Source organism: Thermococcus sibiricus MM 739, assembly GCF_000022545.1.
GTDB classification, from domain to species: Archaea; Methanobacteriota_B; Thermococci; order Thermococcales; family Thermococcaceae; genus Thermococcus_A; species Thermococcus_A sibiricus.
Map to the genome: position 1 here is coordinate 729,169 of NC_012883.1, position 23,667 is coordinate 752,835.

Sequence of the window (23,667 nt, forward strand, 5' to 3'; positions counted from 1 at the left end):
TTAAGGCTTTCTGACAACTATCAAGGCGTGGTCTTTCTCGTAGGGCTCTAGTGAAATTCTTTCAACTACCTCAAAGTATTCACTGAGTTCTTTTTCAACTTCTCTAAAAACTTCTTCAGGTTCTTTTGTCACGTCTATGCTTCTGCTCTTAATTGAAATCATTCCATATCCGCCGCTCTTCAAGTAGGCCTTTGCGTTATCAATGAGTATTTTGGCTTGTGTTGGCTGGGCAACGTCCTCAAAAATTACATCCACTTTTGTAACAAGGGCCCTATACTCTTCAGGTTTTGTTGCGTCACCTAAGATGGGTACGATATTTCTTCTCTCTTCCACAAGGGGAACTAATTCTCTAAGGACTCTCGGTGAGAACTCAATACCGAAGATTTTTCCTTCCCAGCCTATGATGTCGCTTACGTGTGAAGCCGTAGTACCGCTTGCTATTCCCAGGTAAAGGACAGTAGTTCCGGGCTTTATTGGGAAATTTTTGAGGTCGTTGAGAATTGCCGCGGCAAGCTTTGACCTGTTTGGATTCCAGATTCTATATTCCTCGCCTTTCCATTTGACTATTCTCTCTCCATAAACCTTTTGACCGGGCACTAGATTTTTAGTTGCTATTCTTTCACTTCCGTCATCTTCAATAACAGTATAGACTCCAGGGAATTTATGCTTTTTAACGTTCATTTACCTCACCTCCTCCTGGCTCTCTCTCCTCCTTTCTTTTGCTTTTTCTCTTTTCCTCTGAATTTCTTCTCTTTCCCTTTCTTTTTGAATTTTTTCTTCTTCTCTTTCTTCACTGGTTTTTCTTTTCGTTTTGGAGGGTTTGGATACTTCTCTTTGATCTCCTTTATTCTAATCTCGATCTCATTTTTGAGTTCTTCTGCTATATATTCGCCGGAGAAGTAGTCCACTCTAGCAGCAATGGCTAATTTTCCAGCCAAAGCTCTTGCAATTTTTCCCCTCTGCCACCAGGGAGATTTGTTAATTGCAGGATACTGGTAGATAATACCATGCTTTGGAGGTTTAGCACCGCTCCTTAAGTGCCTGAACAATGCTTTTTCTGCACCTAAAACCTGAATAGTAGAGGATGGCATCAGGGCCAGTTCTTTCAATCCTCCAGCCAAGCTTATTAACCTGGCTCCAAGCTTTGCACCTACTAGAGCTTTTAGATTGGGCGCGACGTCATCCATAGCTCTCTCAATGTAATCTTCTATCTCACTTCTTAGTTTGTATAAATCTTCTATTTCTTTAGCGAGGTTTTGGATAACTGTGATATCTTTTTGGTCCATCCAGGCACCCATTGTTTTTTCTTTGACTTCCAAAACTCTTGCTATCTTGTTTTCACCTAGACCAAAAGATTCTAGGTTTTCCCTCGTGATATTTTTTCTGTTTCCAATTTTTTTAATAAAGGCAACATATTGTGGGTGCTTGGGCAGAATCTCATCGATTTCGGGGAAGTGAAGTGAGTACCATTCTCTAAGTCTTGAAACTAGGAGGTTAATGACTTTATCAATATCATCCAGCGCCTCTATGGCTTGAATTATCATTTTATCTCTTGCACCACTTTGCTCTTGTATCCTAGCTCTTGTGAGATTTATACTTGTTTTAAAGTATTTTTCAAACCAATCTGACCCTAAGAATTCTTCTGGATTTTCTCTAAGCTTCTCCCCTGCCAGGTTTGGAAATTCCACATCAACGTCAAACCCAGCTTCTCTGACTTTTCTACTTAGTTCAGGGTGCTCGACAGCAAACCTTGAATATCCATTTTCTTTCAATTCTTCCAAAAGATCAAGGAGGTCATCAATGATTTCTCCCTTAAGTAGTTTGTCTAGTGCGGCTTCTGGACTCTCTGTGAAGATTCTCTTTCCAATGAGATTGCCACCCTCATCAAAGGCATAAATCCCCTGTACATTTTCGCTTATGTATGCTTTCATGAGCATCACCTTTTCTATTCTTTGCTAAAGAAGTATAAAAGAGTTGGGCTTTTAAAGGTACGGAGCTGATAAACTTTATAGTCAATTGTCGAAAAAATATTACACATTTACCGAAAGACTTTTATAAGAGCCATACTTAACCTTCGAGAGAACACAGTCAAGTTCATTTAAAAAAGAAGGTGATGCCCAATGAGACGGCTATTAAAACCAATTAAGGATGTAGGGATTGTTGGGTATGGTGCATATGTGCCAATGTTTAGAATTAAAAACGAGGAAATTGGTAGAGTATGGGGTGTCAATGGGTTCCCCATACAAGAAAAATCTGTAAACAACTTGGATGAAGATGCAATTACTATTGGAATTGAAGCTGCGAGAAATGCTCTTAAAAGAGCTCGTATAAACCCAAGAGAAATTAGAGCACTTTGGTTTGGTACAGAATCGAAGCCTTATGCTGTTAAACCTTCTGCAACCGTGATAGCTGAAGCAATTGGAGCAACCCCTGATTTGGATGCAGCGGATTTTGAGTTTGCATGTAAGGCTGGAACTGAAGCCCTTCAAGCTGCAATAGGTTTTGTTGGGAGCGGAATGGCTAAATATGCTATGGCAATAGGAGCTGACACTTCTCAAGGAAGGCCCGGAGATCACTTGGAATTTACTGCATCGGCCGGAGGAGCCGCCTATATTGTGGGAGAAAAAACTTCTGATACATTAGCTTATTTTGAAGGAAGTTACTCTTATGTAACTGACACGCCAGATTTCTGGAGAAGGCAACACGAACATTATCCAAGACACGGAAATAGATTTACTGGAGAACCAGCTTATTTCCACCAAATAATAAGTGCTGCAAAAGGTCTAATGGAAGAACTTGATTATTCTCCAAGTGATTTTGATTTCGCTGTTTTTCACCAGCCAAATGTCAAGTTTCCCCTCACAGTAGCAAAAATTCTTGGGATTCCAAAAGAGAAAGTTCTTCCAGGGTTGCTTAGTGGGATAATAGGGAACACATACAGCGGTGCAACCCTTGTGGGTATTTCGGCTGTTTTGGACATAGCAAAGCCGGGAGATAGAATTCTTTGGGTAAGCTTTGGAAGCGGAGCAGGAAGCGATGCATTTAGCCTTATTGTACAAGATGCAATTGAGGAGAAGAGAGAGCTAGCACCAAAGACAATGGACTATGTTAACAGGAAGAAATATCTTGATTATGCTCTATACGCAAAGCACAGAGGTAAGTACATCTTGTGAGGTGGTTAAAATGAGGAAGCCAGTGATTATTGGTGTGGGGCTAACTCCGGTTGGAGAACACTGGAGACTTGGTCTTAGGGACCTAGCAGTTGAAGCATTGCTCAATGCCATGGAGGATGCAGGCATTGATAAGGTGGATTCCCTCTATGTGGGAAATATGGCCTCAGGTTCATTCGTTGAGCAAGAAAACCTTGGTGCATTAATAGCTGACTGGGCAGGTCTTGGAAATATTCCAGCGGTTAAAGTCGAAGCTGCATGTGCTTCTGGAGGAGCTGCCGTTCAAGAGGGAGTAAAAGCAGTTATGAGCGGCCTTGAAGATGTTGTTGCCGTTGTAGGCGTTGAAAAGATGACCGATGCATGGCCAAGCGACGCTACAAGGTACCTCGCTTATGCTGCGGATGCAGAGTGGGAGCTCTTCCACGGGGTGAGCTTTGTTGCTTTAAACGCTCTCGCCATGAGGCTCTACATGAAGGAATACGGCTATACCGAAGAGGATTTGGCGCTATTTGCGGTTAACGCTCACACAAACGGTGCTAAAAACTCATATGCAATGTTCAAAAAGCCGATAACAGTTGAGACCGTTATGAAGAGCTCCTATGTAGCTGATCCGATAAAGCTCTTTGATGCTTCCCCAATAGCCGACGGGGCTGCCGCGGTAATAATAACCACTGAAGAAAAAGCCAAGGAATTCGTGGATAAGGCGAAGATAGTCGAAGTTGCCGGAATGGGGAGGGCAATAGATACGATAAACCTAGCAAACAGAAGGGAGTTCCTATTCCTCAAGGCTGCAAAGGTTGCTGCTGAGAGGGCATACAAAATGGCGGGAATTAGCGTTGGTGACATAGACTTCTTTGAGGTTCACGATGCCTTTACTATAATGGCTGCCCTAAGTTTGGAGTCAATAGGTGCTGTAGAGAGAGGAAAAGGCGCAATGCTTGCAAAAGAGGGGCAGATAGCCATAGATGGAGACTATCCGATTCAAACTTTGGGTGGACTGAAAGCAAGAGGGCATCCGGTAGGAGCAACTGGAGTTTATCAAACTGTTGAAGCAGTATGGCAGCTTAGGGGAGAGGCTCCAAATCAAGTGCCAAATGCTGAGATAGGATTGACACAAAACATAGGTGGAACTGGTTCAAATATAACTGTAACCATATTAAGGAGGGTCTGAAAATGGGAAGGCCAATGCAAGTTTCTAGATATTGGAGACACTTTAAAGAAAAGTATCGCCTCATAGGTGGTAAATGTAAGAACTGTGGTCATGTTCACTTCCCAAAGAGGCCCATATGTCCCGAATGTGGAAGCCAGGAGATAGAGGACTTCCAGTTCAGCGGGAAAGGTAAAGTAGTTAGCTGGACTATAGTGAGAAACCCACCAAGCGGTTATGAGTACTACAAGCCCTATCCAATAGCCCTAGTTGAGCTTGAGGAGGGGCCGGTGGTTTTGACCCAGCTCACAGATGTTGATCCAGAGGAAATATACTTTGGAATGGAAGTGGAAATGGTCACGAGAAAAGTAAGGGAGTTCGAAGAAGACGGAATAATCTTGTATGGTTATAAGTTCAGGCCTCCGATAAAGTGACTTTTCTTCCATTTATCTATTTTTTGAATTAGTAGTTTTGGTTTACATAATTGTTTTAAACTCAATGTGAGCTATTACCCTTATGAACATAATACTTGGTGTAGTGCTGGTGATCTCAGCGGCTTTTTCATTGGCTTTGGCTCGGTGTTTTCTAAAATACTGATGAAAACTATAACTCCCTTTGCCATAAATATCATTAGGCTTATAATAGGTGGCGTTTTTTATTTTGTGGCACTTTTGTATCTTGGATTTCCTTCTTTTAGTCGGGAAGTATGGGCTATCTTAATCCTTTCAGGAATTTTAGGGTTCACTGTGGCAGATTGGATGTTTCTTGAGGGAATAAACTACCTTGGGGTTTCGAGGGCCTCCCTACTGCTGACCTCATCCCCGCCCTAAAGGGCAAGGTTTTCAAAAGAAAAAGCAATTCTATTAAAAGAGAGATTCTCAAGAAGACTATTGTATGCGCTGATTTTAACATCTTTGGGTGTCTACTAATTGCTCGCTGGGGTTAGTTTTTGTACTGTTGCTTTTGTTGGTTTTCTTTTGTTTGAGAATCTGATTCTCTCTTTAGATCTTTTACCATCCTCACCCAGATCCCACTCTTGCCGACAACTTTAAAGCCAAGTTTCTCGTAAAATTCTATTGCTTTTTTGTTCTTTTCTCCGACCCATAGCTCTATTCTGTTGTTGTATTTGCTTAGGTGTTCTAAGCACCTATCCATCAATTTCGTTCCAACATTTTTCCCTTGATAACCTTTATCAACTACGAACTCATGAATAGCTCCCACAATCTTGTTTTCATACCGACTATGCCAATCATTATCGCATACAATAAAACCCACTACTCTGTCTCTGTCCTTTGCAACAAAGAATCCATCACTGGCCTTGCTCCAGCACCAGCGAAGGTATCGCTTGGCATAACTTTCTCCTTCACCGCCGTATTCCCTCATCCCTTCGTAACCTCTCATATAAATCTCTACGAGGGTTTCAAGAGTCTCCTGATCCATTCTCTTGAGCTTCTCTATCTTGATTTTGTTGTTATTGTTCTTGTGCTCCTCTTCTGCATCCATATCTATCGGGAATAAATTTAGCAGATGGGTTTATAAAATCTAACCTTCAAGTCAGAGTAGAGTGAGTTGAAGGTGGTTTTAATGGCAAAAGCCAAACCAAGAATTTGTGAAATCTGTGGAGCAGAAATAGGAGGTAAAGGCCATACAGTGAAAATAGAAGGTGCTGAGCTTTTAGTGTGCCACAGATGTTATGAAAAGTATGGTAGGAAAAAACCTGGCACTTGGAGTCCAATGCCAACGGGAAGAGAACCTAGGAGGAGATACGCTTCAAAACCAAGATCTAAACCAGCTCCAACAAGACGGAAACCACTGTATACAGAGGATATAGTGGAAGATTATGCGGATAGAGTGAGAGAGGCCATTCAAAAAAGCGGGTTAAGCTACGAAGAGCTTTCCCATATGGTGGGCCTTTCTACGAATTTAATTAGAAGAATAGCACATGGAGAGTATATACCCACCATAGACGAAGCGAAGAAGTTGGAGCGCTACTTTAAAATAAAGCTCATTGAAAGGGTCGAAGAGGAAGTGAAGGAGAAAGCGAGTATACCAAAGGATTACGAGCCAACACTTGGAGATATTGCTAATATCAGAGTCAAGAAGAAAAAGAAGTAGCTATTCCTCTTCAATTTCCTCTTCTTGAACCTTCTTTGGTGGATAAAAACCTTTCAATACTTCAAATGTCCCCCATAGTTTAAGGAGTTCTTTGTGAACGGGAGTATCTGGAGGAATTACGATTATATGAGCAGGGGGGTGTATCTCCCTTAATCTCCCTATGGCCTTGGCAGGTGGTAGATCTACTTGGGCCACAACATGAGCCCGATATTTTTTCTTGGGTTCTTCTCCTACAATTTTTTCAACGGCCCAATCTGAAAGGGCTGGGGGTATTATCTTCGGCTTACCCCGTATTTCCATCCCAGCATATCTCACTAAATCAGCCAATGCTATTAGAGCCTTGTCGAAGTTGTCTGTCCTTATCAAAACCATCGTGTTTAACATGTTCTCACCGAGAAAAGGTAAGTTGAGAGGTATTTAAAGATATAGTATTGTATTTTTATAGTGAGGAAAAATTTATAAGTACAGGTCGGAAGAGATATGAGTGTCTTTTCGGGCGGGCCCGTGGTCTAGACTGGTTATGACGTCGCCCTCACACGGCGAAGGTCCGGGGTTCGAATCCCCGCGGGCCCACCATAGGGATTTTATGAAGTTCATAATATCATTCTCCCCAAAGAGGCCTCTTCTGAGCAGGATATTAATGGACTTAGATCTTTAACCTAGTTCCTCCCTCCACCTTAAAGGCGATGCTTTTTTGGTGTAAATACATTGTCTAGGTTATCATTAATGAATATAATAACCGGTAACTCCAATTTGAAGTCTTTTGAGTAAACTTCAGTGTACTTAATTCCAGAACCAGTATTGTATAAGGAGTATTCTTTTGTCTCTATCAATATTTCCCTTATCAAGCAGTTGTTTCAATCCTGTTAAGGTTGCACCACCTTCTGGAAACGCAAACATGCCTTCTCTCGCAAGTTCTTTGAAGCTTTGAGGAGTTTCTCATTACAAATCCCTCAACATCAGTAGAAGATTGTTTTCCTTAAGTTTTTCTATAACTCTTGTTTAATATTGCCGGTCTTCTTCTAAAGCATGAGATTTGGAAAAGAAAAAAGTCAAAATATCTAGATAACCATCGTTTAGGCCCTTCGCTCTTGGAGGCTCATTATCAAATATTCTTGATCTTTTACATTTTTCCTCTGAAAGCCTCGCCCTTTTGGGTGGGGAAGAGGCCAGTTTATGAATTAGCATACCATTTTTTGGAAGTTCATTGCTTCATATTTTGCATACTCTTTCTGAACTTCAGGCTTTCTTTCTTTTCCCCAAAATCCTCTTAAATTCTTAAAACTTATCATTCGTCTCACCAATTAATAATAGAATGCTCAAACTACAAGGATATATCGATCAAAAATGCTCAATAGGGATAGAAATTCTAGAAGCGTTTCAAAAGATATTTAAGTCTCTTTAGATTATCATTTGTTAGTTGAAATGAACATTTACGTCGATGGTGTTGAGTATGGAACATGTGATTGAAACTAAAGACCTCACCAAATTTTTCGGAAAGAGGAACATAATCTATCATCTAGATCTCAAAGTTCCTAAAGGAGTGGTTTATGGCTTCTTAGGGCCCAACGGTGCTGGTAAAACCACCACCATCAAAATGCTCACGGCTGCTCTAAGGCCTACCTACGGAGAAATAAGAATTTTTGGTCTCGAAATACCCCAGAAGAGAGTCGAAATTATGAAAAAGGTTGGTTACATGCCGGAAATTCCGATAGCGTATGAAGACATGACGATTGTGGAGTTCTTGACTTATATGGGAAGACTTTCGGGGTTAAAAAAAGAAAAAGCAATGGAACAAACGAAAGAGCTAATGAGGTATGTAGGTGTAGGAAGGCTGGCATTAAACAAGATAAAAGAACTTTCTTCAGGTCAAAAACAACGGGTGGCATTTGCTTCAGCGTTGATTGCAGATCCCGAGCTTTTAATACTTGATGAACCCACAGCTAATCTTGATCCATTAGGAAGAATTGAATTTATAGGGAAGATAATTTCTCTTGCAAAAGAGGGAAAAACGATTTTTGTAAGCTCTCATATAGTAAGTGAAGTGGAGAAAATGTGCAATTATGTGGGCCTTATAAATCAGGGCCGTTTAATAGCCCAAGGGAGAGTAAGCGAACTGACGCAAATCGAGGAAACCGAGTACGATATAATAACTTCTGACAATGGAAAAGCATGTGAATTTTTACGAGAAAAACCGTATGTAAGAGAAATTTGGGAAGAAGAGGGGACTATAAGAGTTCAAGTGGATCCCAGATTCTTAGACGAATTCTTTCTTCAATTTCCAAAATATTTAACCTCTCAAGGCATTCGTTTAAAGTTGTTCAGGCCTCACACAAGTCCACTTGAAAGAATTCTCATGGAAAAGTTCAATATAGGTGAGGAAAGTGATTAGTGTTTTGTACCAAAACGAGGTTTATAGGCTTTTGAAATCCAGAAGATTCAAAGTAATGCTTGTTCTGATGCTCCTACCGGTTGTAATCTATTTTTTCACTCATGAGGAAATAACTGAGTATAGTGCAAAAGCTCTCAAGATATCATTCCAGATAAATATTTCTCAATTTCTAATAAATTTTTGGGCGAGTGTAATTGGCCAACTCATTGTGATAATTATCATGAGTGACTTACTGGCCAGTGAAATAGACAGAGGAACAATAAGACTTCTTTTGGTGAAACCAATAAAGAAAAGTGAAATAGTCTTTGGTAAATTCTTTTCGGGAATCACAACTGTGAGTTTGATCTTCGGAATTCCATACCTGGTGATGGAAATATACATGGTACTTCTCTACAAATCGGGGTTTGAAGGGTTTACAGCGACATTTGATGACTTTTTGTATGCTCTAGGTGTTACCATTCTTGTGCTTGGAAGCTTAGGTGCGGTTTCGATGCTACTTTCTGTAATTCTTTCAAGACCACTCTATGCTTCATTAGCGAGTTTTGGCCTAGTCTTCACAGCCCAGTTTATACTTCCTCAGCTACCATTTTTTGACAACCCTGAACGCTTTAATTTAAGCTACCAGATAGGTGTTCTCCTGAAGAGAGGGTTTACACTCCACACCGGGTTAGACACATATAAAGGAGATGCAACTATGAGTGCCCTGTTTTTCCTTAGTGTTATTTTACTTTCCTTAACTTTTACTCTGTTAGGTCTTTACAGAAAGGAGTATGAGGGATGAGCCATGAAGAGGTTCTTAACAATCTTTATCCTGCTTCTCTTTGTTCAAAATGCTCTTGCTCTCTCAGTTGAGCTTGGAATAGATGAAGTATTGGTGGTTGACAACACTACCGTAACATTTGATGTTGCAGAGAATAACCCAGACTTGGTTTTCTTAATCTTGGAAAGTGGAAATGAAAGTGTTCTTAAAGCTCTTCATTTTGGAGAAAGCATTTCTTTTAGAGTGGTGAATTATACAGTGGGCAGTCTTGATGTTGAGACTCTCACCCTTAAGCTCCATATCCTTGGAAATTACTCTAGAATTGAAGTTGTGAAAAGAAAAGATATAGACATTACTCTGTTAGAGGCCTTTGATAAGTATTTAAAAGTGAAGATTAGGAACACCGGATATTATGAGATTAATGATACTTTATTGATTTCTTCTCAGGGCATTGTCATAAGAGAACAGGAATTGTATTTGAGGCCCGGTGAAGAGGTGATTGTAAAAATAATGCCTCCCTACAATCAGTTGACCTTCACCTTGGAGGAGGCAAAAATCTCGAAGAGTATTGTAATCTCTTCTTTAGAGAGTCTTGTGACAATTGATAGGATATGGAGGGACGATAAGCTCCACGTGGTTCTTAAAAACCCTGGAGATGCTGTTAATGCTACAGTCAAACTACTCTTTAGTGGGATGACCATTGATAAGAAAGAGGTTACAATTGGTACTAATGAACAAAAAGAAATTATTTTTGAAAAGGATGTTACTCAAGGTACAATAGTTGTGGATTATGGGGTTATAACTCAGGAAAGCTTTTACTTTGAAGCGCCGATGATTTCCCTCGTAAAAACAGTGAAGGAAGGAGAAAAACTTCAAATATGGCTGAGAAATGAGGGTGACCAAAAATTTGAGGGAAAAGCTACTGTTTATCAAAATGGCGTGATAGTGAGTGAACCATATTACCTTGATGTAACCATTCCTCCAGGGGAAGAAGTTTCGGTGGAATTTATTGTCCCTGAAGATGCCCAAATCTTGACAATTGGATTAACAGCTCAATCATATTCGGCCACTTTCCCGGTTTCAATTAAGACCGAACTGGAGGCAAAGGCTGTAAACTCCTATGCCAATGCCATTCTTGGAGGAACAACAAGCTATGCTGTTGTTATCATTGGGAACGGAAAAGTGCAATTTGGGGTTGAGGGATTACCGGAGTCAATAAAAGCATATTTCTACTACGGAGATACCCAAGTTAGAGAGCTAGATGTGGTTCAGAACGCTCAGGTATCTCTTGTCCTGAAACTTCCAAATCTTCCGCAAGGCTTTGTTTTGAATGAGCCTATAGAGTTCAATGTGACTGTAAATGATATTAAAATTCCACTGAAACTTGAGGTTACCGGAATGGGAATTTTGTCGGTTTATGGTGATAATTGGCTGGCAAAGCTTAATTACACAAGTGAATATCATCATGCAGGATTACCATACAGGTTTGCAGGAAATGAGATAACTCCACCATTTGTTTTTGAGCCATTGGATGGAGAAAAGATTGCAATAATTTATGGGAGATACATAAGGCAGGGTAAAGATGTAAGAATTCATCTTTTAGACTCTTCAGGGAAAATAGTGCAATCTTCAACCCAAGAAAGGGGTAGAAGTGACTTCCTTATCTTTAACCTTAATAAATTCATGCTAATGATTGAGGGTGAAAACTACTTTGATGGGGCATTATTAGTTGCAGATTACTTGAGAGAACTGAAGAACATAAGTTTTGAACTTAAAAAAAGAGAATTTGGAGAAGGTCTGAGAACATTTATTATAAATGCGACTTCACTCAGAGGCCAAAGATTGCAGTTTTCTCTAACTTCTGATAAAGATGTTGAGCTAAGGGCCTACTATTTTACCCTTAACAATGAAAAAGAGAACTTTGACCCACTATCTACAAACTTTAAAGGGGTCTTCAAAGATAAAAGAAAATCCATTAATGGGGAGATTGGCATAAGGAGCTACGAAGACTTCGTGGCCATAGCTCTTATCGGAGAGGGGAACGTTACTTTAGAGTTTAAAACCACAAGAGGAGGTCCTGAGGTTAGTGAATTAGCATCGAGAGAAGTTTATCTCTTGATCTTGGGCTTAATTGCCCTCTTGGCACTGGTAATATATTTAGAAAAGAAAATGGGGTGAGTTCAGAAGATCAATGGGGCCCTGTACTCGCCCCAAACCTCTCTTAGAACGTCCGTAACTTCTCCAAGGGTTGCAAGGTGTTTATGGGCCTCTATGATGTATGGCATTAGATTCATGTCTTCGCTTTCAGCAGCTTTTCTTAGCTCGTTTAAAGCTTCTTCTACTTTCTTGTTGTCCCTTTCACTTCTTAGCTTCTTAAGTCTCTCAATTTGCTTGTCTCTGATGCTTGGATCGACTTTGAGAATCTCGACATCTAGGGGTTCATCAACAATAAACTCATTTACACCCACTATAATTCTCTTCTTCTCTTCCACTTCTTTCTGGTACTTGTAGGCTGAGTCTGCAATCTCTTTTTGGATGTAACCCCTTTCGATGGCCTTCATCATACCACCCATGGCCTCAATCTTCTCGATGTACTTCATGGCCTCTTCTTCTATGTGGTCGGTGAGCCACTCTATGTAATATGAACCTCCAAGCGGGTCAATAGTGTCAACAACTCCGCTCTCGTAGGCAATAATTTGTTGTGTCCTTAAGGCAATTCTAACGCTCTTCTCCGTTGGGAGTGAAAGAGCCTCATCATAACTGTTAGTGTGAAGTGATTGAGTACCTCCCAAAACTGCAGCGAGAGCTTGGATGGCAACTCTAACTATGTTGTTTTCAGGTTGTTGGGCCGTGAGCGTTGATCCACCAGTCTGAGTGTGAAACCTCAAAAGCATTGATCTCGGATCCTTTGCATTGAACTTCTCTTTCATTATTCTGGCCCATAATCTTCTGGCTGCTCTAAATTTTGCAATCTCCTCTAAGAAGTTGTTGTGTGCATTGAAGAAGAAGCTTAACCTTGGAGCAAATTTATCGACGTCCATGCCTCTTGCAATAACTGCCTTTACGTATTCAATACCATCGGCGAGGGTGAAGGCAACCTCCTGTACAGCGTTTGCTCCAGCTTCCCTAATGTGATATCCGCTTATACTTATTGAATTCCACTTTGGAACATGCTCTGCACAGTACATTATGATGTCTGTTGTTAATCTCATTGACGGCTGTGGCGGGAAGATGTAAGTTCCCCTGGCAATGTACTCTTTTAGGACATCATTTTGTACGGTTCCTCTCAGTTGATCTTGTGGGACTCCCTGTTTTTGACCCACAAGAATATACATAGCTAAAAGGTTGGCAGCTGTAGCATTAATTGTCATTGAGGTGGAGACCTTATCTAGGGGAATTCCATCAAATAGTATTTCCATGTCCTTAAGAGAATCAATAGCTACACCAACTTTACCAACCTCACCCTCTGCCATGGGGTGATCGGAGTCATAACCAATTTGTGTTGGCAAATCAAAAGCGACACTTAAACCAGTTTGTCCTTGCTCCAAGAGGTATTTGTAACGCTTGTTACTCTCTTCAGCAGTCCCAAATCCAGCGTACTGTCTCATTGTCCATAATCTTCCTCTATACATTGTGGCATAAACCCCTCTTGTGAAGGGATATTGACCTGGGAAGTTAAGCTTTTCCAAGTAATCCCAGTGCTCGAGATCGGCAGGTGTATAAGTTCTTTTAATTTCAAAACCATCATCAGTCATGAATTTCTCTTTTCTTTCTGGCCTTTTTGCAATAAAGGGTTTTACAGTTTTTTCATTCCACTCCTCTTCAGTCTTTTTAATCTCCTCTATCTTCTTTTTATCGAAAGTCATTAGCACCACCGTAGGGAGTTATGCTTTAAGCCTATAAAAATCTTTTACATATTCAAAGGGTTTGCTTTCTATTGGACATTTTATCCAGCCTTTAAAAAATCAGGAAAAAAAAGAGTTAAGCTTTCCACTTTGGATTGTCCTTGACGACTACTTTTCCTTTCTCATCAACCACTATCTTGGAAAATCCCTTTTCTGCAATTGTTCCATAGTCATGGCCAGCATCTGCAGGATATAGTGCGAGGAATATGAAGGGTTCCTTGCCAGTGTTAATCGTCCTGTGGGCCCAATAGGGAGGTACATAAACTATAGTACCAGGTTTCATCGGTATCCATCTTGCTTCTCCTTCTGGAGTCTGAAGCAGCATTCCTCCTTTGCCTTTAAGACCAAAATAAACCTCAGCTCTGTCTATTTTTGAGTGGTAGTGACCTTTGGTCATGAAGAATTCATTTCCAACTTTTCCAGGATATAAAACAGTAGTCGCAAAATTTAAGTCGCCTTCTTTTTCCTCTTGTTCAATAGCGTAAACTTCGTAAATTATCGGATCCCCATCTTCTATCATTTTTTTCCATGCCTCTTCATCTATGAAATATCCTTTCATGTCGCTGAGTCTTCTGATGCTTTTCTTTGCGTTCTCGATAATTCCAGTTTCAAAATTAAGTTTGACACCAAATGGCTCTTTGTACTCCATATTCCCACCTCTATCCTCAGCTATATGTTTTCATTATTTAACTTTTCTCATTTATCTAAACTCTTCTCTGTCTTTTGGATCAAAGCCTCGAAAAGAAAAACTTTATAGAAGAGATTGAAAGAGAAATGAAACTCCTATTGCAACTGCCCAGTAACCTGGATTCCATCTAAATACTTTATAACCATCTAAGGGAGGAATTGGGAGGAGGTTAAATAGAGCTAACAAAAAATTAACATAGGCAGTATAATAGAGGGAGACTCCCAGTATTCCCGAGATTTTTCCAAGAGTTAATAATGCTAGTGCAAAAATCCCTACTGTGATATTCGTGATGGGACCTGCTAGACTAATCTTCCCATAAATTTCTCTATCTTGCCATCCTGCATAAAGAGAATAAACTTGAACTGCTCCTACAGCAGCGAAGATGAATCTCAACCCTAGGAGTTTATTTATTATACCCGCAAAGAGTGCAAGCATGATCCCAGTGTCCCACCGTTTGTAAATCGCGTAGTATCCATACTTCCTAGCAACTTGTCGATGGGCAATCTCGTGGAAAACAAAGGCTGTAAAGATTCCTAAAGCTACATAGGGGATTGCAGTTAATTCAAAACTGGAAAAAACAAGTGTAAGGACGATAAAAGAGATGGTTAGGTCTTCAAGTTCTTGCTTTTTAAGTTCCATAGGCATTCTTCATCTACCTCTAATTTCGATTTTCTTTCCTAAGACTAGCTCTGCAGCTCTTACAGCACTCCCACCGCTTCCTACTGCTATCCTAACCTGGTCTTTTGGAACATAGACAATCACTTTATCTCCTTCATATTCGATCTCAAGTATGTCTACCTTAAGCATGCGTTTTAGTTCTTCCCTCATCTTCGACCCCATTGAAAATTGGAAGAGGAGAATATAAGTTTTAGGGAGTCAAAATACTAATCAACTTTTACCTTATAGAGGGTTGTCGTTGGTTTTGGTGGTAGAAGCTCTATTGTTTTGTCGGCAATGTTTTGAAGTGCTTCACTTACTTTTTTTTCAGGTGCAATAACTATTACATCTTTTCCCATTCGTTTAGCTTCAAAAACAAGGGGCATGAAATGAGCATCTCTGGTGGCCAAAGCTAAAACGTTTATTCTTGGGTTGTAAATTATTTTCATTCCCTCAACTGCTACAGCAACATCAACGCGACCATTGACCATAACAGACTCTAAGCCACTATCAATGATGCTCTTGAGTAGATTTGAGGAAAATTCATAGTTTATCACAACTTTCCCCACAACAATTCTTCCAATGTCATTTAAAGCATACAAAATATCCTCTAGACTAATATCAAATTTGCTTAGTAGAATATTGGGACCATTAATAACAAGGCCGATTTGTGGGTATTTGTCCTCCATTGACAGCACCACCTCAACAAAGGTTCATTGAATATTTCTATTATGGGGATTCCTCTTTTTTCTAAGAATTCTTTATATCACTATAAGCGTAAACGTGTAGTCTTCTTACTTTATTATTCCATTTTCAGGTAGTAATTCTTGATGTCTTCTTTGCCAATTTTCAATAAAGTTTCTACATTTTTTGAAATATTAACCGGAGGTTTTATTACTTTATAAGTTAAAACATAGTTGTATTGTTGATCTCTATATTGTTTAAATTCTTCAAGGCAGGAAATGCACTGTCCAATTGTTCTGTTTTTAACTGTGTAATATCTGGTTATTATTTTGATTTCCAAATCACATCCTCTAATCTAGGTTTAGTTGGAAGTAAAAACCATAAAATCTTTGCAGGAATGTTCGAGATGTTTTTGGTGTAGTGAGGAGTACCGGGTTTGTTGTACATAAAGTCTCCAGCTTTAAGGGGAGTCTCATCTGAAGACGTTCCAAGGATAACTTCTCCCTCAATTATATAAGCGAACTCGTGGAAATTTTCATGGACACTAAAGCCCGTTTCCGGCAGACGACTGTTTGGATTTAATAGCAGTATTCCCACTTGAATTTGGTCATTTTTGAAGACCTCAAGTGCCTTATTTTCAGATATGCTCCACATGCTATTTAAATGGTGTATCCTCCCCTTCATGCGAGTCACCGACATTTTTATACATGAATGTCCTTTAAAAGACTTGTGTGTATGTTTTTGTCTTCTATGTAGTGCAAATTTAAACATAATATTGCTAGTTATTTTTTAGTTAATCCCAAAATAATGTAAAAATTTAACTAAAAATGTTTAAATATTTATTATTCAATGTATTGCTGACTAACTGCGGCAAATAGTGACAATTTCCATAGGAGGGAAAAGCATGGGATATAGATTAGGGGTAGACATTGGAGGTGCATTTACTGATTTAGTTGGATATAATGATGAAACTGGAGAACTTCTATGGGTAAAAGGAGAAACAACTCCAAAGAATCCAGCTGAAGGTGTTCTTAACACGGTTAGAAAAAGTACACTGAACATGTCAAAAGTGGACATGGTATTACATGGCCAAACCTTAGTAATAAATTCCATTATAACTCGCAGTGGAGCAAAAGTTGGTCTTTTGACAACAAAAGGTCATAGGGATGTTCTGATTCTCCAAAGGGCTAACAGAAGAGATATCTACAACTTTAGATACAAAAAACCTGAACCATTTGTTCCTAGGGGTCTTACCGTAGAAGTAAGAGAAAGAATTGGTGGAGACGGGAGCATTATAGAGTCTCTCCATTCTGAAGACGTTAGGAAGGGTCTTGAGAAACTTCTAAAAGAAGGAGTGGAATCTATATGTGTTAGCTTCTTGAACTCATATGCAAATCCTATTCATGAAATAGAAGCTAAGAAAATAATCCAAGAAGAACTAGAGAAGAGAGGGCTTGAAATACCGATAACAACATCTCACGAAATAACAAGAGAATGGTATGAATACGAAAGAACAAATACTGCAGTATTAAATGCCTTTGTAAAACCTAAAATGAAAACTTACTTAGACACTCTTGAAAAAGAGATAGCAGGCATGGGATTTGAGGGAACGTTTTATTCAATGTTATCAAACGGAGGAGTGGCGTCTTTCAACTTTTTGAAAGAATATCCAATCTACGCTGTAGAATCAGGACCAGTTGCAGGAGTTATAGGGGGAATTGCAATAGCTGAACTTATTGGTGAAAAGAACGTGATAGTACTTGATGGGGGCAGTACAACAACCAAAGCTAGCCTTGTAGAGAACCTAACTCCAAAAGTGCATAGTGAGTATCATGTGGGAAGAGACAAGTTTAATCCTGGTTACCCAGTAAAAGTTCCTGTTATTGAAATTGAAGAGGTGGGTAATGGTGGAACAAGCATTGCATGGATAGATGCAGTTGGGAACCTAAGAGTAGGTCCACAAGCTATGGGTGCCGATCCGGGACCGGCATGCTATGGAAAGGGAGGGGATCAACCAACAGTAACTGATGCATACGTAATAAATGGTTTAATAAATCCCAATTACCTCCTCGGCGGAGAAATGAAAATATACAGGGATTTGGCAGTAAAAGTAGTGAAGGAAAAGATCGCAGACCACTTTAATATCTCTGTGGAGGAGGCCGCTGAAGGAATAATCAAAATAGCTAACGAAAACGCTGCAAACGCAATAAGAATTATCTCAGTACAAAAAGGGTATGACCCGAGAGAATTCACTCTAATAGCCCACGGTGGTTCAGGCCCAATGTTCGCTCCATTCATCGCTCAAGACCTCGAAATAAACAAGATAGTAATTCCCGCAATACCCCCAGGAGTCTTCTCTGCTTGGGGAATGCTTCTGACAGATATAAGACACGATGCCCTTATTACTCATGTAGTTGAAGTCAATTCTGAAAATCTAAAACTCATTAATGAGTTGTTCTCAAACGCAGACAGAAGATTATTCGAAATCTTTGAAAAAGAAGAGGGAATCCCAAAAGAAGAAGTAACGATATTCCACTACGCTGATATGAGATACAAAGGACAAGAGCATACTGTAAAAGTTCCAGTAAAAACTGGTGAGTTGACAGAAGATGACGTACCGAGCCTCATTGAGAGATTCCACCAGTATCATGAGAGGTCTTATGACTTCAGACTTTCGGAAAGTCCTGTCCAAATAGTGAACTTACACAGTGTGGGCATTGTAAAAGTCAAGAGACCTAAAATTTACGAGAGCATAGTCGACAAGTATAGCGTCGAAGAAGCTATCAAAGAAGATAGAAAAGTGTTCATAAATGGAGACTATACGACACTTCCAGTATTTGACAGACAAAAAATCCCAACTGGTGTAAAAATTGAGGGTCCTGCAATTTTAGAAGATCCAACCTCAACTGTTCTTGTATTAGACTTCCAAGAATTCGTGAAGGACAAGTATGGTAACATTACGATATCCACTAAGAGGAGGTGAAAGTAATGAGTGTTGATCCCTTTACTTTAGAAATAATAAAAAATGGACTAGTTGTGGCTAATGAGGAGATGTTTTGGGCATTTGCAAGAACTGCAAAAAGTCCTGTAATTTATGAGGTATATGACTTCGCAGTTGGAATGACTGATGCTGAGGGAAACCTTGTAGCCCAAGCTCCCGGAGTTCCAGCATTCTCTGGAGTACTGGATTTTGCAGCTAGGGAAGTGCTTGAAAAGTGGGGAGACGAGATTTATCCAGGAGACGTTTTTGTGAGCAATGTTCCATATAACTCTGGAACTCACTTAAACGACGTTACCCTAATAATGCCTATGTTCTATAAAGATGAACTCATAGGATTGGTATTAAACAAGGGGCACTGGAGCGAAGTAGGAGGAATGGCTTTTGGAAGTTGGAACCCCAACGCAACAGAAATCTACCAGGAGGGACTGCAACTTCCATGTGTAAAGCTATATGAGGAAGGAAAACCTAACAAGAGTGTAGTGGACATAATCCTCGAAAATTCCAGATTACCTGATTATACATATGGTGACATGGAAGCCCAAGCAGCCTCTATGAGAGTTGCTGCAAAAAGAGTTAAGAATCTTATTGAAAAATACGGCCTTGAAAATGTAAAGCTTGCTATGAAGAAAATACTAGAAGACGGAGAAAAATACGCAAGATTTAGATTAAAAGAACTTCCTAAGGGCGAATTTGAGGCTGAAGATTATATTGATGCAGCAATCGCAGGTACTGATGAGCCATTATATGTTAGAGCAAAAATCACAATTACGGATGAAAAGTTTATCGTTGACTTTACAGGAAGCGCTGAACAAGTTATGAGTCCAATAAACTCTCCGTTTCCAGCAACTGTTTCTGGAGTAAGAGAGGTTTATATGGCTATTATGGATCCTCATGCTTATCCAACTGGGGGGTTCTTTAAGCCGTTAGAGATAATTGCTCCGGAAGGCACAGTTTTCCATCCAATTAAACCAGCGCCCACTTCTACTGACTGGGAAGGAATAGCTTTTGCAACTGATTTGGTTTGGAGAGCCCTTGCTCCTCATGTCCCAGATAAGCTAACAGCTGGACACTTCCTCTCAATTATAGCTACAATTGTAGGAGGTATCAACGATAAAACTGGGGAACCATTTGCAATAGTAGAACCTCAGCCAGGGGGATGGGGTGCAGGATATGATATGGATGGAACAAGCTGTTTGGTAGCATGCGGGGATGGAGAAACATACATTGCTTCCACGGAAGTTTATGAAAGGAATTTCCCAATACTGGTAGAGAGATATATGGTTAACACTAAAGACGGGGTAGGACACGGAAAATTCAGGGGAGGTTTTGGAGTCATTAGAGATTACAGGATCCTCAATAGCCAAGCTTTGGTTACCATTCAGGTCGGTAGACATGATTTCCCGCCATGGAGTGTTGATGGAGGACTTTCTGGCCCTGGCAACAAGGTAATCATCTACAAAGACGGGAATGCCCAAGAGGTTCGTAGGATCTCTGCAGAAGTGTTCAAGAGAGGAGACTTGGTAAGCATTAGAACATCAGGTGGCGGTGGATGGGGGGATCCCTTAGAGAGAGATCCAAAGCTGGTACTCGAGGACTACAGAAATGAGTTGATAACCTTAGATGTCGCAGAAAAGATTTATGGCGTCGTTATAGATCCGGAGAAAATAGAAATTAACTGGGAAGCTACGGAAGAGTTAAGAAAGAATCTACGTCAGGAGAGGGGATAATTTGATGGATTACAAGAGAAGGATTCATAAGTTTCAGGCTCACTTTGGAAAGAAAGGCTTTGAAGGGGCACTTGTAGCCCCTGGTTCTAATTTCTATTATTTAACGGGTTTTAACCCACTTGGAACTCTTGAAAGGCTTTTTGTACTTATTCTACCGTCGGAAGGGCTTCTGACAGCAATTGCGCCGAGGTTGTATGAAAAAGAGCTTGAAGAATTCAATGGGGAGGTAGTACTCTGGAGTGACAGCGAAAACCCATACAAGATTTTTGCAACCAAGATTAAGGAGACTTTCAAAGAAGGTGAAAAGCTCTTGATAGACGACACTATGCCAGTTGGTGTTTTCCTAAAGGCAAAGGACATCTTTGATAAATACTCTTTACATCCTATAAGCCCAGTAATTTCAGAATTAAGGGAAATAAAAGACAAAGACGAAATTAAAGCACACAAAAAAGCGGCTGAAATTGTCGATAAAGTGTTTTATAGGTTCATAGAAGGAAAACTCGAGGGGAAGTCTGAGAGGGAGCTAGCAAATAGGATAGAATACATGATAAAAAATGAGTTCGGAGCTGACGATGTCTCATTTGAACCGATTGTCGCTTCAGGACCAAATGGAGCAAATCCACATCATAGACCATCACACAGAAAAATTCGAAAAGGAGACGTCGTTATTTTTGACTATGGAGCAAAGTATCTTGGGTACTGTTCTGACGTCACTAGAACAGTGGTAGTAGGACCGCCCTCCGAGGAGGTCAAAAAGGTTTATGAAATTGTCAAAGAAGCCCAAGAAACGGCTGTCCAGAAAGTTGCTGAAGGAATACCTGCGGAGGTTGTAGATGCCACAGCAAGAGGGATTATATCAAAATATGGCTACGGCGAGTACTTTATCCACAGAACGGGGCATGGGTTAGGAATAGATGTTCATGAAGAACCCTACATCTCTCCAGGGAATAAAAAGATTCTCAAAGACGGAATGGTATTTACAATTGAACCAGGGATTTATCTGCAGGGAAAATTTGGCGTTAGGATTGAAGATGATGTGGCCTTAGTAGATAAAAAGGGGATAAGGTTGACTAATGCGGATAGGGAATTGATCACGCTATAGTGTTTGGATGTTTGGGGGTGAAAAAATGGGAGAAGAAATGGGTTATGACGTACCTACAAAACCTATACCCTTAGAGAAGAGGGAGTCTTGGCTAAGTCCTGCAATAGTATATGCAGGATGTGAATTTACACTATCAGTTGTGATGGTTGGAGCAGGATTAGTAGGAGCCTTTACTGTGCAGAAAATAGCATTGTTACTAGCTGTAGCTCTCTTGGTGACTTGGATAGGAAATGCGATTAACTCATACATTGGTTCAAAAACAGGGCTTCCTGCTGGTGTTATTGCAAGACAGAGCTTTGGTACCATTCAATCAAGAATACTAATTTCACTAATACTAATAATCTTAGGACTAGGCTGGTGGGCTATACAAACTGCTATAGCAGCAAATGCTTTTTGTGCCGGGTTTGGTATTGATTATACAACAGAAAAACTTCAATGGGCGCTGATGGTAGTAGCGCTAGGAATTGTGTTCATGCTTCCCGCAGTGTTAGGATACACCTCTATAAAGATAGTGGATTATCTGGGAGTTCCAGTCGGAATGTTGATTTTTGGGATGGGAATCTACCTTGCTATCAAATCTTATGGAGTTGAAGGTATACTTAACTGGGTACCAACTGAAACTATGCCAATAAGCACCGCCCTCTCTACAATAATTGGAGTAAATGTTTGCCAGTGGGTCATGATTTCAGATTATGCAAGAGTTGCAAAGCCAGGTTGGAAAAATGCAATTTTAGTACCATCCCTTGTGATTCTAGTTGGATTTATCTTAATGTTGACGGGAGCAATAATGGCAGTTGGTGTAGGTTCATGGGACATTATTCAAGTGATGGTTCTATTGGGTTACCCATTTTGGGCATACTTCCTAACTTTCCTTGCACAGTGGACTACACAGTTAGTAAATGTATACAGTCCTGCATTAGCTATAGGTAATACGTTCAATGTTAAAGAACGCAGAAAGCAACAGATTCTCACAGTATTCGTAGGTATTGTGGGAATTATTTTGGCATTGGCAGGTATTCTTGAAAGGTACATGAACTGGTTACTTTTCATGTCGCTGCTTTTCCCACCAATTGCAGCGATTATGGCAACTGATTTCCTAATCTTAAGAAAGGAAAGATGGAATGAAAAATCAGGATGGAATATAGTAGCTACGATAACGTTGATCTGTGGTTTACTATTTGGTTATTACAACCAAAAAGTAGCATTTGGGATACCCCCAGTACAGTCATATATTTTTACAACAATACTTTACTATGTTCTTATGCTCCTTAAGGCAAAGATTGCACCAGATCAATTTACACCAAAACACTGGCTTAGCAACTAGTAAAGAGCATAATAATGCTCCTTTGTTTTTACTATTTTTGCTTGTAGGATAACCTGTGATCTAAATTCAAGAACCCACGAGCTTGTGCTCACACCTAATGGAGAAGTTAGTTGAAAATATAGAGAGTCTATGCACTTTTTTATTTTCATCGTTGTTAGGTTCCCTTTTACATTAAACTTCAGCAATTTGTTGATTCTGGAAAGAGACTTACAAAATTTTAGCGAAATTTTTTAATACTTTTTTAGTAATCTGACATCATGTTGAACGAACTTATGTATGAGGAAGAAATTGCAATTTTAAAAAATATCCTTAAAGGTAAATTAGATGATTTGGATATCAAAATATACCAATTATTGCGGGAAGACGGAAGAATGAGCGATACTAAAATTGCGGAAAAACTTCAAGTCTCAATTACCACAGTTAGACGACGACGCATGAGGCTTCAAGAAGAAGGGATTTTGCAAATAATAGCATTAATTTTGCTTAGAGCAGCTAATGTTGCATATGCTGATGTTTTAATTAAATTTAAGCAAAATGTTAAGATGGAAGAGATTAAAGAATTTATTAGCAGAGCAGTGTTTAATCCGAGGATATATGAAGCAACTGAGTACTTTGGGGGAGAATACGATTTATTACTAAGATTTTTTGAATCTAATCCTGAGAAACTCAAATACCATATAGACAAGTTCCTCAGAGAGGTAGATATCGTGGAAATATACAGAATATTCCCTGCAATTGGAAGTCCCAAAGCATGGTATCGCAAATTTACGTTAAAATTCTAAAAAAGTAAAGTAATGAATAACTTAGAGTCTACGAGCTCAGTCGAAGTCCCATATTGTCCTTCCTTTGTAAAACATCATTACATAGCCACAGCTCTCACAGATTGCGATTTTCACCTTATGAGCTGTGAAGCCCCATTTGCTATCTAATTTCCCGTCTTCAAATTTAAAACTGGTTCCTCCACAAAGGGGGCATGTAAGTTGTCTTCTTTCCAT

The 23,667-nt window shown here is 39.8% G+C and carries 25 protein-coding genes and 1 tRNA gene; 14 read left to right on the forward strand and 12 right to left on the reverse strand.

Features of this window, described 5'->3' with window-relative positions; all coding sequences use genetic code 11:
• Positions 1-681: a fibrillarin-like rRNA/tRNA 2'-O-methyltransferase gene (locus TSIB_RS03905; protein WP_015849078.1), complete on the reverse strand. Its 681-nt coding sequence runs from the start codon at positions 679-681 to the stop codon at positions 1-3.
• Between the two features lie 5 nt (positions 682-686).
• Positions 687-1,931: a C/D box methylation guide ribonucleoprotein complex aNOP56 subunit gene (locus TSIB_RS03910; RefSeq protein WP_048160278.1), complete on the reverse strand. Its 1,245-nt coding sequence runs from the start codon at positions 1,929-1,931 to the stop codon at positions 687-689.
• A gap of 189 nt (positions 1,932-2,120) precedes the next feature.
• Here TSIB_RS03910 and TSIB_RS03915 point away from each other — a divergent pair, with 189 nt between their 5' ends.
• The 4 genes from TSIB_RS03915 to TSIB_RS10745 all read left to right on the forward strand — a co-directional run bounded on the left by TSIB_RS03915 (position 2,121) and on the right by TSIB_RS10745 (position 5,147).
• Entirely contained in the window at positions 2,121-3,173 is a 1,053-nt protein-coding gene (locus TSIB_RS03915) for a hydroxymethylglutaryl-CoA synthase (protein WP_015849080.1), read from the forward strand.
• Between the two features lie 10 nt (positions 3,174-3,183).
• Positions 3,184-4,341 carry a thiolase domain-containing protein gene (locus tag TSIB_RS03920; RefSeq protein ID WP_048160279.1) on the forward strand — a complete coding sequence of 386 codons (1,158 nt, stop codon included), beginning with the start codon at positions 3,184-3,186 and terminating at the stop codon, positions 4,339-4,341.
• Between the two features lie 2 nt (positions 4,342-4,343).
• A complete protein-coding gene (locus TSIB_RS03925) occupies positions 4,344-4,751 on the forward strand; it encodes a Zn-ribbon domain-containing OB-fold protein (RefSeq protein WP_015849082.1) in 408 nt (135 codons plus the stop codon).
• 66 nt (positions 4,752-4,817) lie between these two features.
• The gene (locus TSIB_RS10745) at positions 4,818-5,147 is read left to right on the forward strand and encodes a DMT family transporter (RefSeq protein WP_353797151.1); all 330 of its coding nucleotides are present in this window, start codon (positions 4,818-4,820) and stop codon (positions 5,145-5,147) included.
• Positions 5,148-5,259: 112 nt separating this feature from the next.
• On the opposite strand, the gene TSIB_RS03935 is transcribed toward TSIB_RS10745, so the two are convergent.
• On the reverse strand, positions 5,260-5,820 hold the full coding sequence (locus TSIB_RS03935; protein ID WP_015849084.1) for a GNAT family N-acetyltransferase: 561 nt from the start codon (positions 5,818-5,820) through the stop codon (positions 5,260-5,262).
• An 81-nt stretch (positions 5,821-5,901) separates the two neighbouring features.
• On the opposite strand from TSIB_RS03935, the gene TSIB_RS03940 reads away from it, so the two are divergent.
• Positions 5,902-6,432 carry a multiprotein bridging factor aMBF1 gene (locus TSIB_RS03940; RefSeq protein ID WP_048160281.1) on the forward strand — a complete coding sequence of 177 codons (531 nt, stop codon included), beginning with the start codon at positions 5,902-5,904 and terminating at the stop codon, positions 6,430-6,432.
• Here TSIB_RS03940 and TSIB_RS03945 read toward each other — a convergent pair whose 3' ends face one another.
• Positions 6,433-6,816 carry a DUF356 domain-containing protein gene (locus tag TSIB_RS03945; protein ID WP_048160282.1) on the reverse strand — a complete coding sequence of 128 codons (384 nt, stop codon included), beginning with the start codon at positions 6,814-6,816 and terminating at the stop codon, positions 6,433-6,435. It abuts the gene before it with no gap.
• Positions 6,817-6,930: 114 nt separating this feature from the next.
• Between TSIB_RS03945 and TSIB_RS03950 the strand changes: the two genes are divergently transcribed.
• The 4 genes from TSIB_RS03950 (at position 6,931) to TSIB_RS03965 (ending at position 11,762) form a co-directional block, all read left to right on the forward strand.
• Positions 6,931-7,008, forward strand: a tRNA-Val gene (locus TSIB_RS03950).
• An 877-nt stretch (positions 7,009-7,885) separates the two neighbouring features.
• The gene (locus tag TSIB_RS03955) at positions 7,886-8,824 is read left to right on the forward strand and encodes an ABC transporter ATP-binding protein (RefSeq protein ID WP_015849090.1); all 939 of its coding nucleotides are present in this window, start codon (positions 7,886-7,888) and stop codon (positions 8,822-8,824) included.
• Entirely contained in the window at positions 8,817-9,605 is a 789-nt protein-coding gene (locus TSIB_RS03960; RefSeq protein WP_048160283.1) for an ABC transporter permease, read from the forward strand. The genes TSIB_RS03955 and TSIB_RS03960 overlap by 8 nt, the downstream gene beginning before the upstream one ends.
• Before the next feature lie 3 nt (positions 9,606-9,608).
• Positions 9,609-11,762: a COG1470 family protein gene (locus tag TSIB_RS03965; RefSeq protein ID WP_015849092.1), complete on the forward strand. Its 2,154-nt coding sequence runs from the start codon at positions 9,609-9,611 to the stop codon at positions 11,760-11,762.
• 2 nt (positions 11,763-11,764) lie between these two features.
• Here the strand turns inward: TSIB_RS03965 and TSIB_RS03970 are convergent, their stop codons facing one another.
• From TSIB_RS03970 to TSIB_RS04000, 7 genes are all read right to left on the reverse strand, one after another.
• On the reverse strand, positions 11,765-13,450 hold the full coding sequence (locus tag TSIB_RS03970) for an acyl-CoA mutase large subunit family protein (protein WP_015849093.1): 1,686 nt from the start codon (positions 13,448-13,450) through the stop codon (positions 11,765-11,767).
• Positions 13,451-13,565: 115 nt separating this feature from the next.
• Positions 13,566-14,138, reverse strand: a complete 573-nt coding sequence (pgiA, locus tag TSIB_RS03975) for a glucose-6-phosphate isomerase (RefSeq protein WP_015849094.1) — start codon at positions 14,136-14,138, stop codon at positions 13,566-13,568.
• 102 nt (positions 14,139-14,240) lie between these two features.
• Complete coding sequence (locus TSIB_RS03980; protein ID WP_015849095.1) at positions 14,241-14,816, reverse strand: site-2 protease family protein; 576 nt, start codon at positions 14,814-14,816, stop codon at positions 14,241-14,243.
• Positions 14,817-14,825: 9 nt separating this feature from the next.
• A complete protein-coding gene (locus tag TSIB_RS03985; RefSeq protein ID WP_015849096.1) occupies positions 14,826-15,005 on the reverse strand; it encodes a KH domain-containing protein in 180 nt (59 codons plus the stop codon).
• Between the two features lie 56 nt (positions 15,006-15,061).
• Positions 15,062-15,523, reverse strand: coding sequence for an NYN domain-containing protein (locus tag TSIB_RS03990; RefSeq protein ID WP_015849097.1), 462 nt, complete (start codon positions 15,521-15,523; stop codon positions 15,062-15,064).
• Between the two features lie 113 nt (positions 15,524-15,636).
• A complete protein-coding gene (locus TSIB_RS03995; RefSeq protein ID WP_015849098.1) occupies positions 15,637-15,858 on the reverse strand; it encodes a hypothetical protein in 222 nt (73 codons plus the stop codon).
• Positions 15,843-16,202: a cupin domain-containing protein gene (locus TSIB_RS04000; protein ID WP_015849099.1), complete on the reverse strand. Its 360-nt coding sequence runs from the start codon at positions 16,200-16,202 to the stop codon at positions 15,843-15,845. Before TSIB_RS04000 ends, TSIB_RS03995 begins: the two co-directional genes overlap by 16 nt.
• 220 nt (positions 16,203-16,422) lie before the next feature.
• Here TSIB_RS04000 and TSIB_RS04005 point away from each other — a divergent pair, with 220 nt between their 5' ends.
• The 5 genes from TSIB_RS04005 to TSIB_RS04025 all read left to right on the forward strand — a co-directional run bounded on the left by TSIB_RS04005 (position 16,423) and on the right by TSIB_RS04025 (position 23,454).
• Entirely contained in the window at positions 16,423-18,501 is a 2,079-nt protein-coding gene (locus TSIB_RS04005) for a hydantoinase/oxoprolinase family protein (RefSeq protein ID WP_015849100.1), read from the forward strand.
• A gap of 5 nt (positions 18,502-18,506) precedes the next feature.
• The gene (locus TSIB_RS04010) at positions 18,507-20,246 is read left to right on the forward strand and encodes a hydantoinase B/oxoprolinase family protein (RefSeq protein ID WP_048160285.1); all 1,740 of its coding nucleotides are present in this window, start codon (positions 18,507-18,509) and stop codon (positions 20,244-20,246) included.
• A 4-nt stretch (positions 20,247-20,250) separates the two neighbouring features.
• The gene (locus TSIB_RS04015) at positions 20,251-21,348 is read left to right on the forward strand and encodes a M24 family metallopeptidase (RefSeq protein ID WP_015849102.1); all 1,098 of its coding nucleotides are present in this window, start codon (positions 20,251-20,253) and stop codon (positions 21,346-21,348) included.
• Between the two features lie 25 nt (positions 21,349-21,373).
• Positions 21,374-22,672: a purine-cytosine permease family protein gene (locus tag TSIB_RS04020; protein ID WP_048160286.1), complete on the forward strand. Its 1,299-nt coding sequence runs from the start codon at positions 21,374-21,376 to the stop codon at positions 22,670-22,672.
• A gap of 257 nt (positions 22,673-22,929) precedes the next feature.
• Complete coding sequence (locus TSIB_RS04025; RefSeq protein ID WP_015849105.1) at positions 22,930-23,454, forward strand: Lrp/AsnC family transcriptional regulator; 525 nt, start codon at positions 22,930-22,932, stop codon at positions 23,452-23,454.
• Between the two features lie 36 nt (positions 23,455-23,490).
• Here TSIB_RS04025 and TSIB_RS10415 read toward each other — a convergent pair whose 3' ends face one another.
• Positions 23,491-23,667: a hypothetical protein gene (locus TSIB_RS10415; RefSeq protein ID WP_015849106.1), complete on the reverse strand. Its 177-nt coding sequence runs from the start codon at positions 23,665-23,667 to the stop codon at positions 23,491-23,493.

Coding starts and splice junctions, on each gene's coding strand:
- TSIB_RS03990 (WP_015849097.1), bottom strand. CDS start 15,523: ATGGAGGACAAATACCCACAAATCGGCCTTGTTATTAATGGTCCCAAT.
- TSIB_RS03985 (WP_015849096.1), bottom strand. CDS start 15,005: ATGAGGGAAGAACTAAAACGCATGCTTAAGGTAGACATACTTGAGATC.
- TSIB_RS03920 (WP_048160279.1), top strand. CDS start 3,184: ATGAGGAAGCCAGTGATTATTGGTGTGGGGCTAACTCCGGTTGGAGAA.
- TSIB_RS03915 (WP_015849080.1), top strand. CDS start 2,121: ATGAGACGGCTATTAAAACCAATTAAGGATGTAGGGATTGTTGGGTAT.
- TSIB_RS10415 (WP_015849106.1), bottom strand. CDS start 23,667: ATGGAAAGAAGACAACTTACATGCCCCCTTTGTGGAGGAACCAGTTTT.
- TSIB_RS04020 (WP_048160286.1), top strand. CDS start 21,374: ATGGGAGAAGAAATGGGTTATGACGTACCTACAAAACCTATACCCTTA.
- TSIB_RS04005 (WP_015849100.1), top strand. CDS start 16,423: ATGGGATATAGATTAGGGGTAGACATTGGAGGTGCATTTACTGATTTA.
- TSIB_RS03925 (WP_015849082.1), top strand. CDS start 4,344: ATGGGAAGGCCAATGCAAGTTTCTAGATATTGGAGACACTTTAAAGAA.
- TSIB_RS03945 (WP_048160282.1), bottom strand. CDS start 6,816: ATGTTAAACACGATGGTTTTGATAAGGACAGACAACTTCGACAAGGCT.
- TSIB_RS04010 (WP_048160285.1), top strand. CDS start 18,507: ATGAGTGTTGATCCCTTTACTTTAGAAATAATAAAAAATGGACTAGTT.
- TSIB_RS03965 (WP_015849092.1), top strand. CDS start 9,609: ATGAAGAGGTTCTTAACAATCTTTATCCTGCTTCTCTTTGTTCAAAAT.
- TSIB_RS03940 (WP_048160281.1), top strand. CDS start 5,902: ATGGCAAAAGCCAAACCAAGAATTTGTGAAATCTGTGGAGCAGAAATA.
- TSIB_RS03910 (WP_048160278.1), bottom strand. CDS start 1,931: ATGAAAGCATACATAAGCGAAAATGTACAGGGGATTTATGCCTTTGAT.
- TSIB_RS03970 (WP_015849093.1), bottom strand. CDS start 13,450: ATGACTTTCGATAAAAAGAAGATAGAGGAGATTAAAAAGACTGAAGAG.
- TSIB_RS03905 (WP_015849078.1), bottom strand. CDS start 681: ATGAACGTTAAAAAGCATAAATTCCCTGGAGTCTATACTGTTATTGAA.
- TSIB_RS03980 (WP_015849095.1), bottom strand. CDS start 14,816: ATGGAACTTAAAAAGCAAGAACTTGAAGACCTAACCATCTCTTTTATC.
- TSIB_RS04000 (WP_015849099.1), bottom strand. CDS start 16,202: ATGAAGGGGAGGATACACCATTTAAATAGCATGTGGAGCATATCTGAA.
- pgiA (WP_015849094.1), bottom strand. CDS start 14,138: ATGGAGTACAAAGAGCCATTTGGTGTCAAACTTAATTTTGAAACTGGA.
- TSIB_RS03955 (WP_015849090.1), top strand. CDS start 7,886: ATGGAACATGTGATTGAAACTAAAGACCTCACCAAATTTTTCGGAAAG.
- TSIB_RS03935 (WP_015849084.1), bottom strand. CDS start 5,820: ATGGATGCAGAAGAGGAGCACAAGAACAATAACAACAAAATCAAGATA.
- TSIB_RS04025 (WP_015849105.1), top strand. CDS start 22,930: ATGTTGAACGAACTTATGTATGAGGAAGAAATTGCAATTTTAAAAAAT.
- TSIB_RS04015 (WP_015849102.1), top strand. CDS start 20,251: ATGGATTACAAGAGAAGGATTCATAAGTTTCAGGCTCACTTTGGAAAG.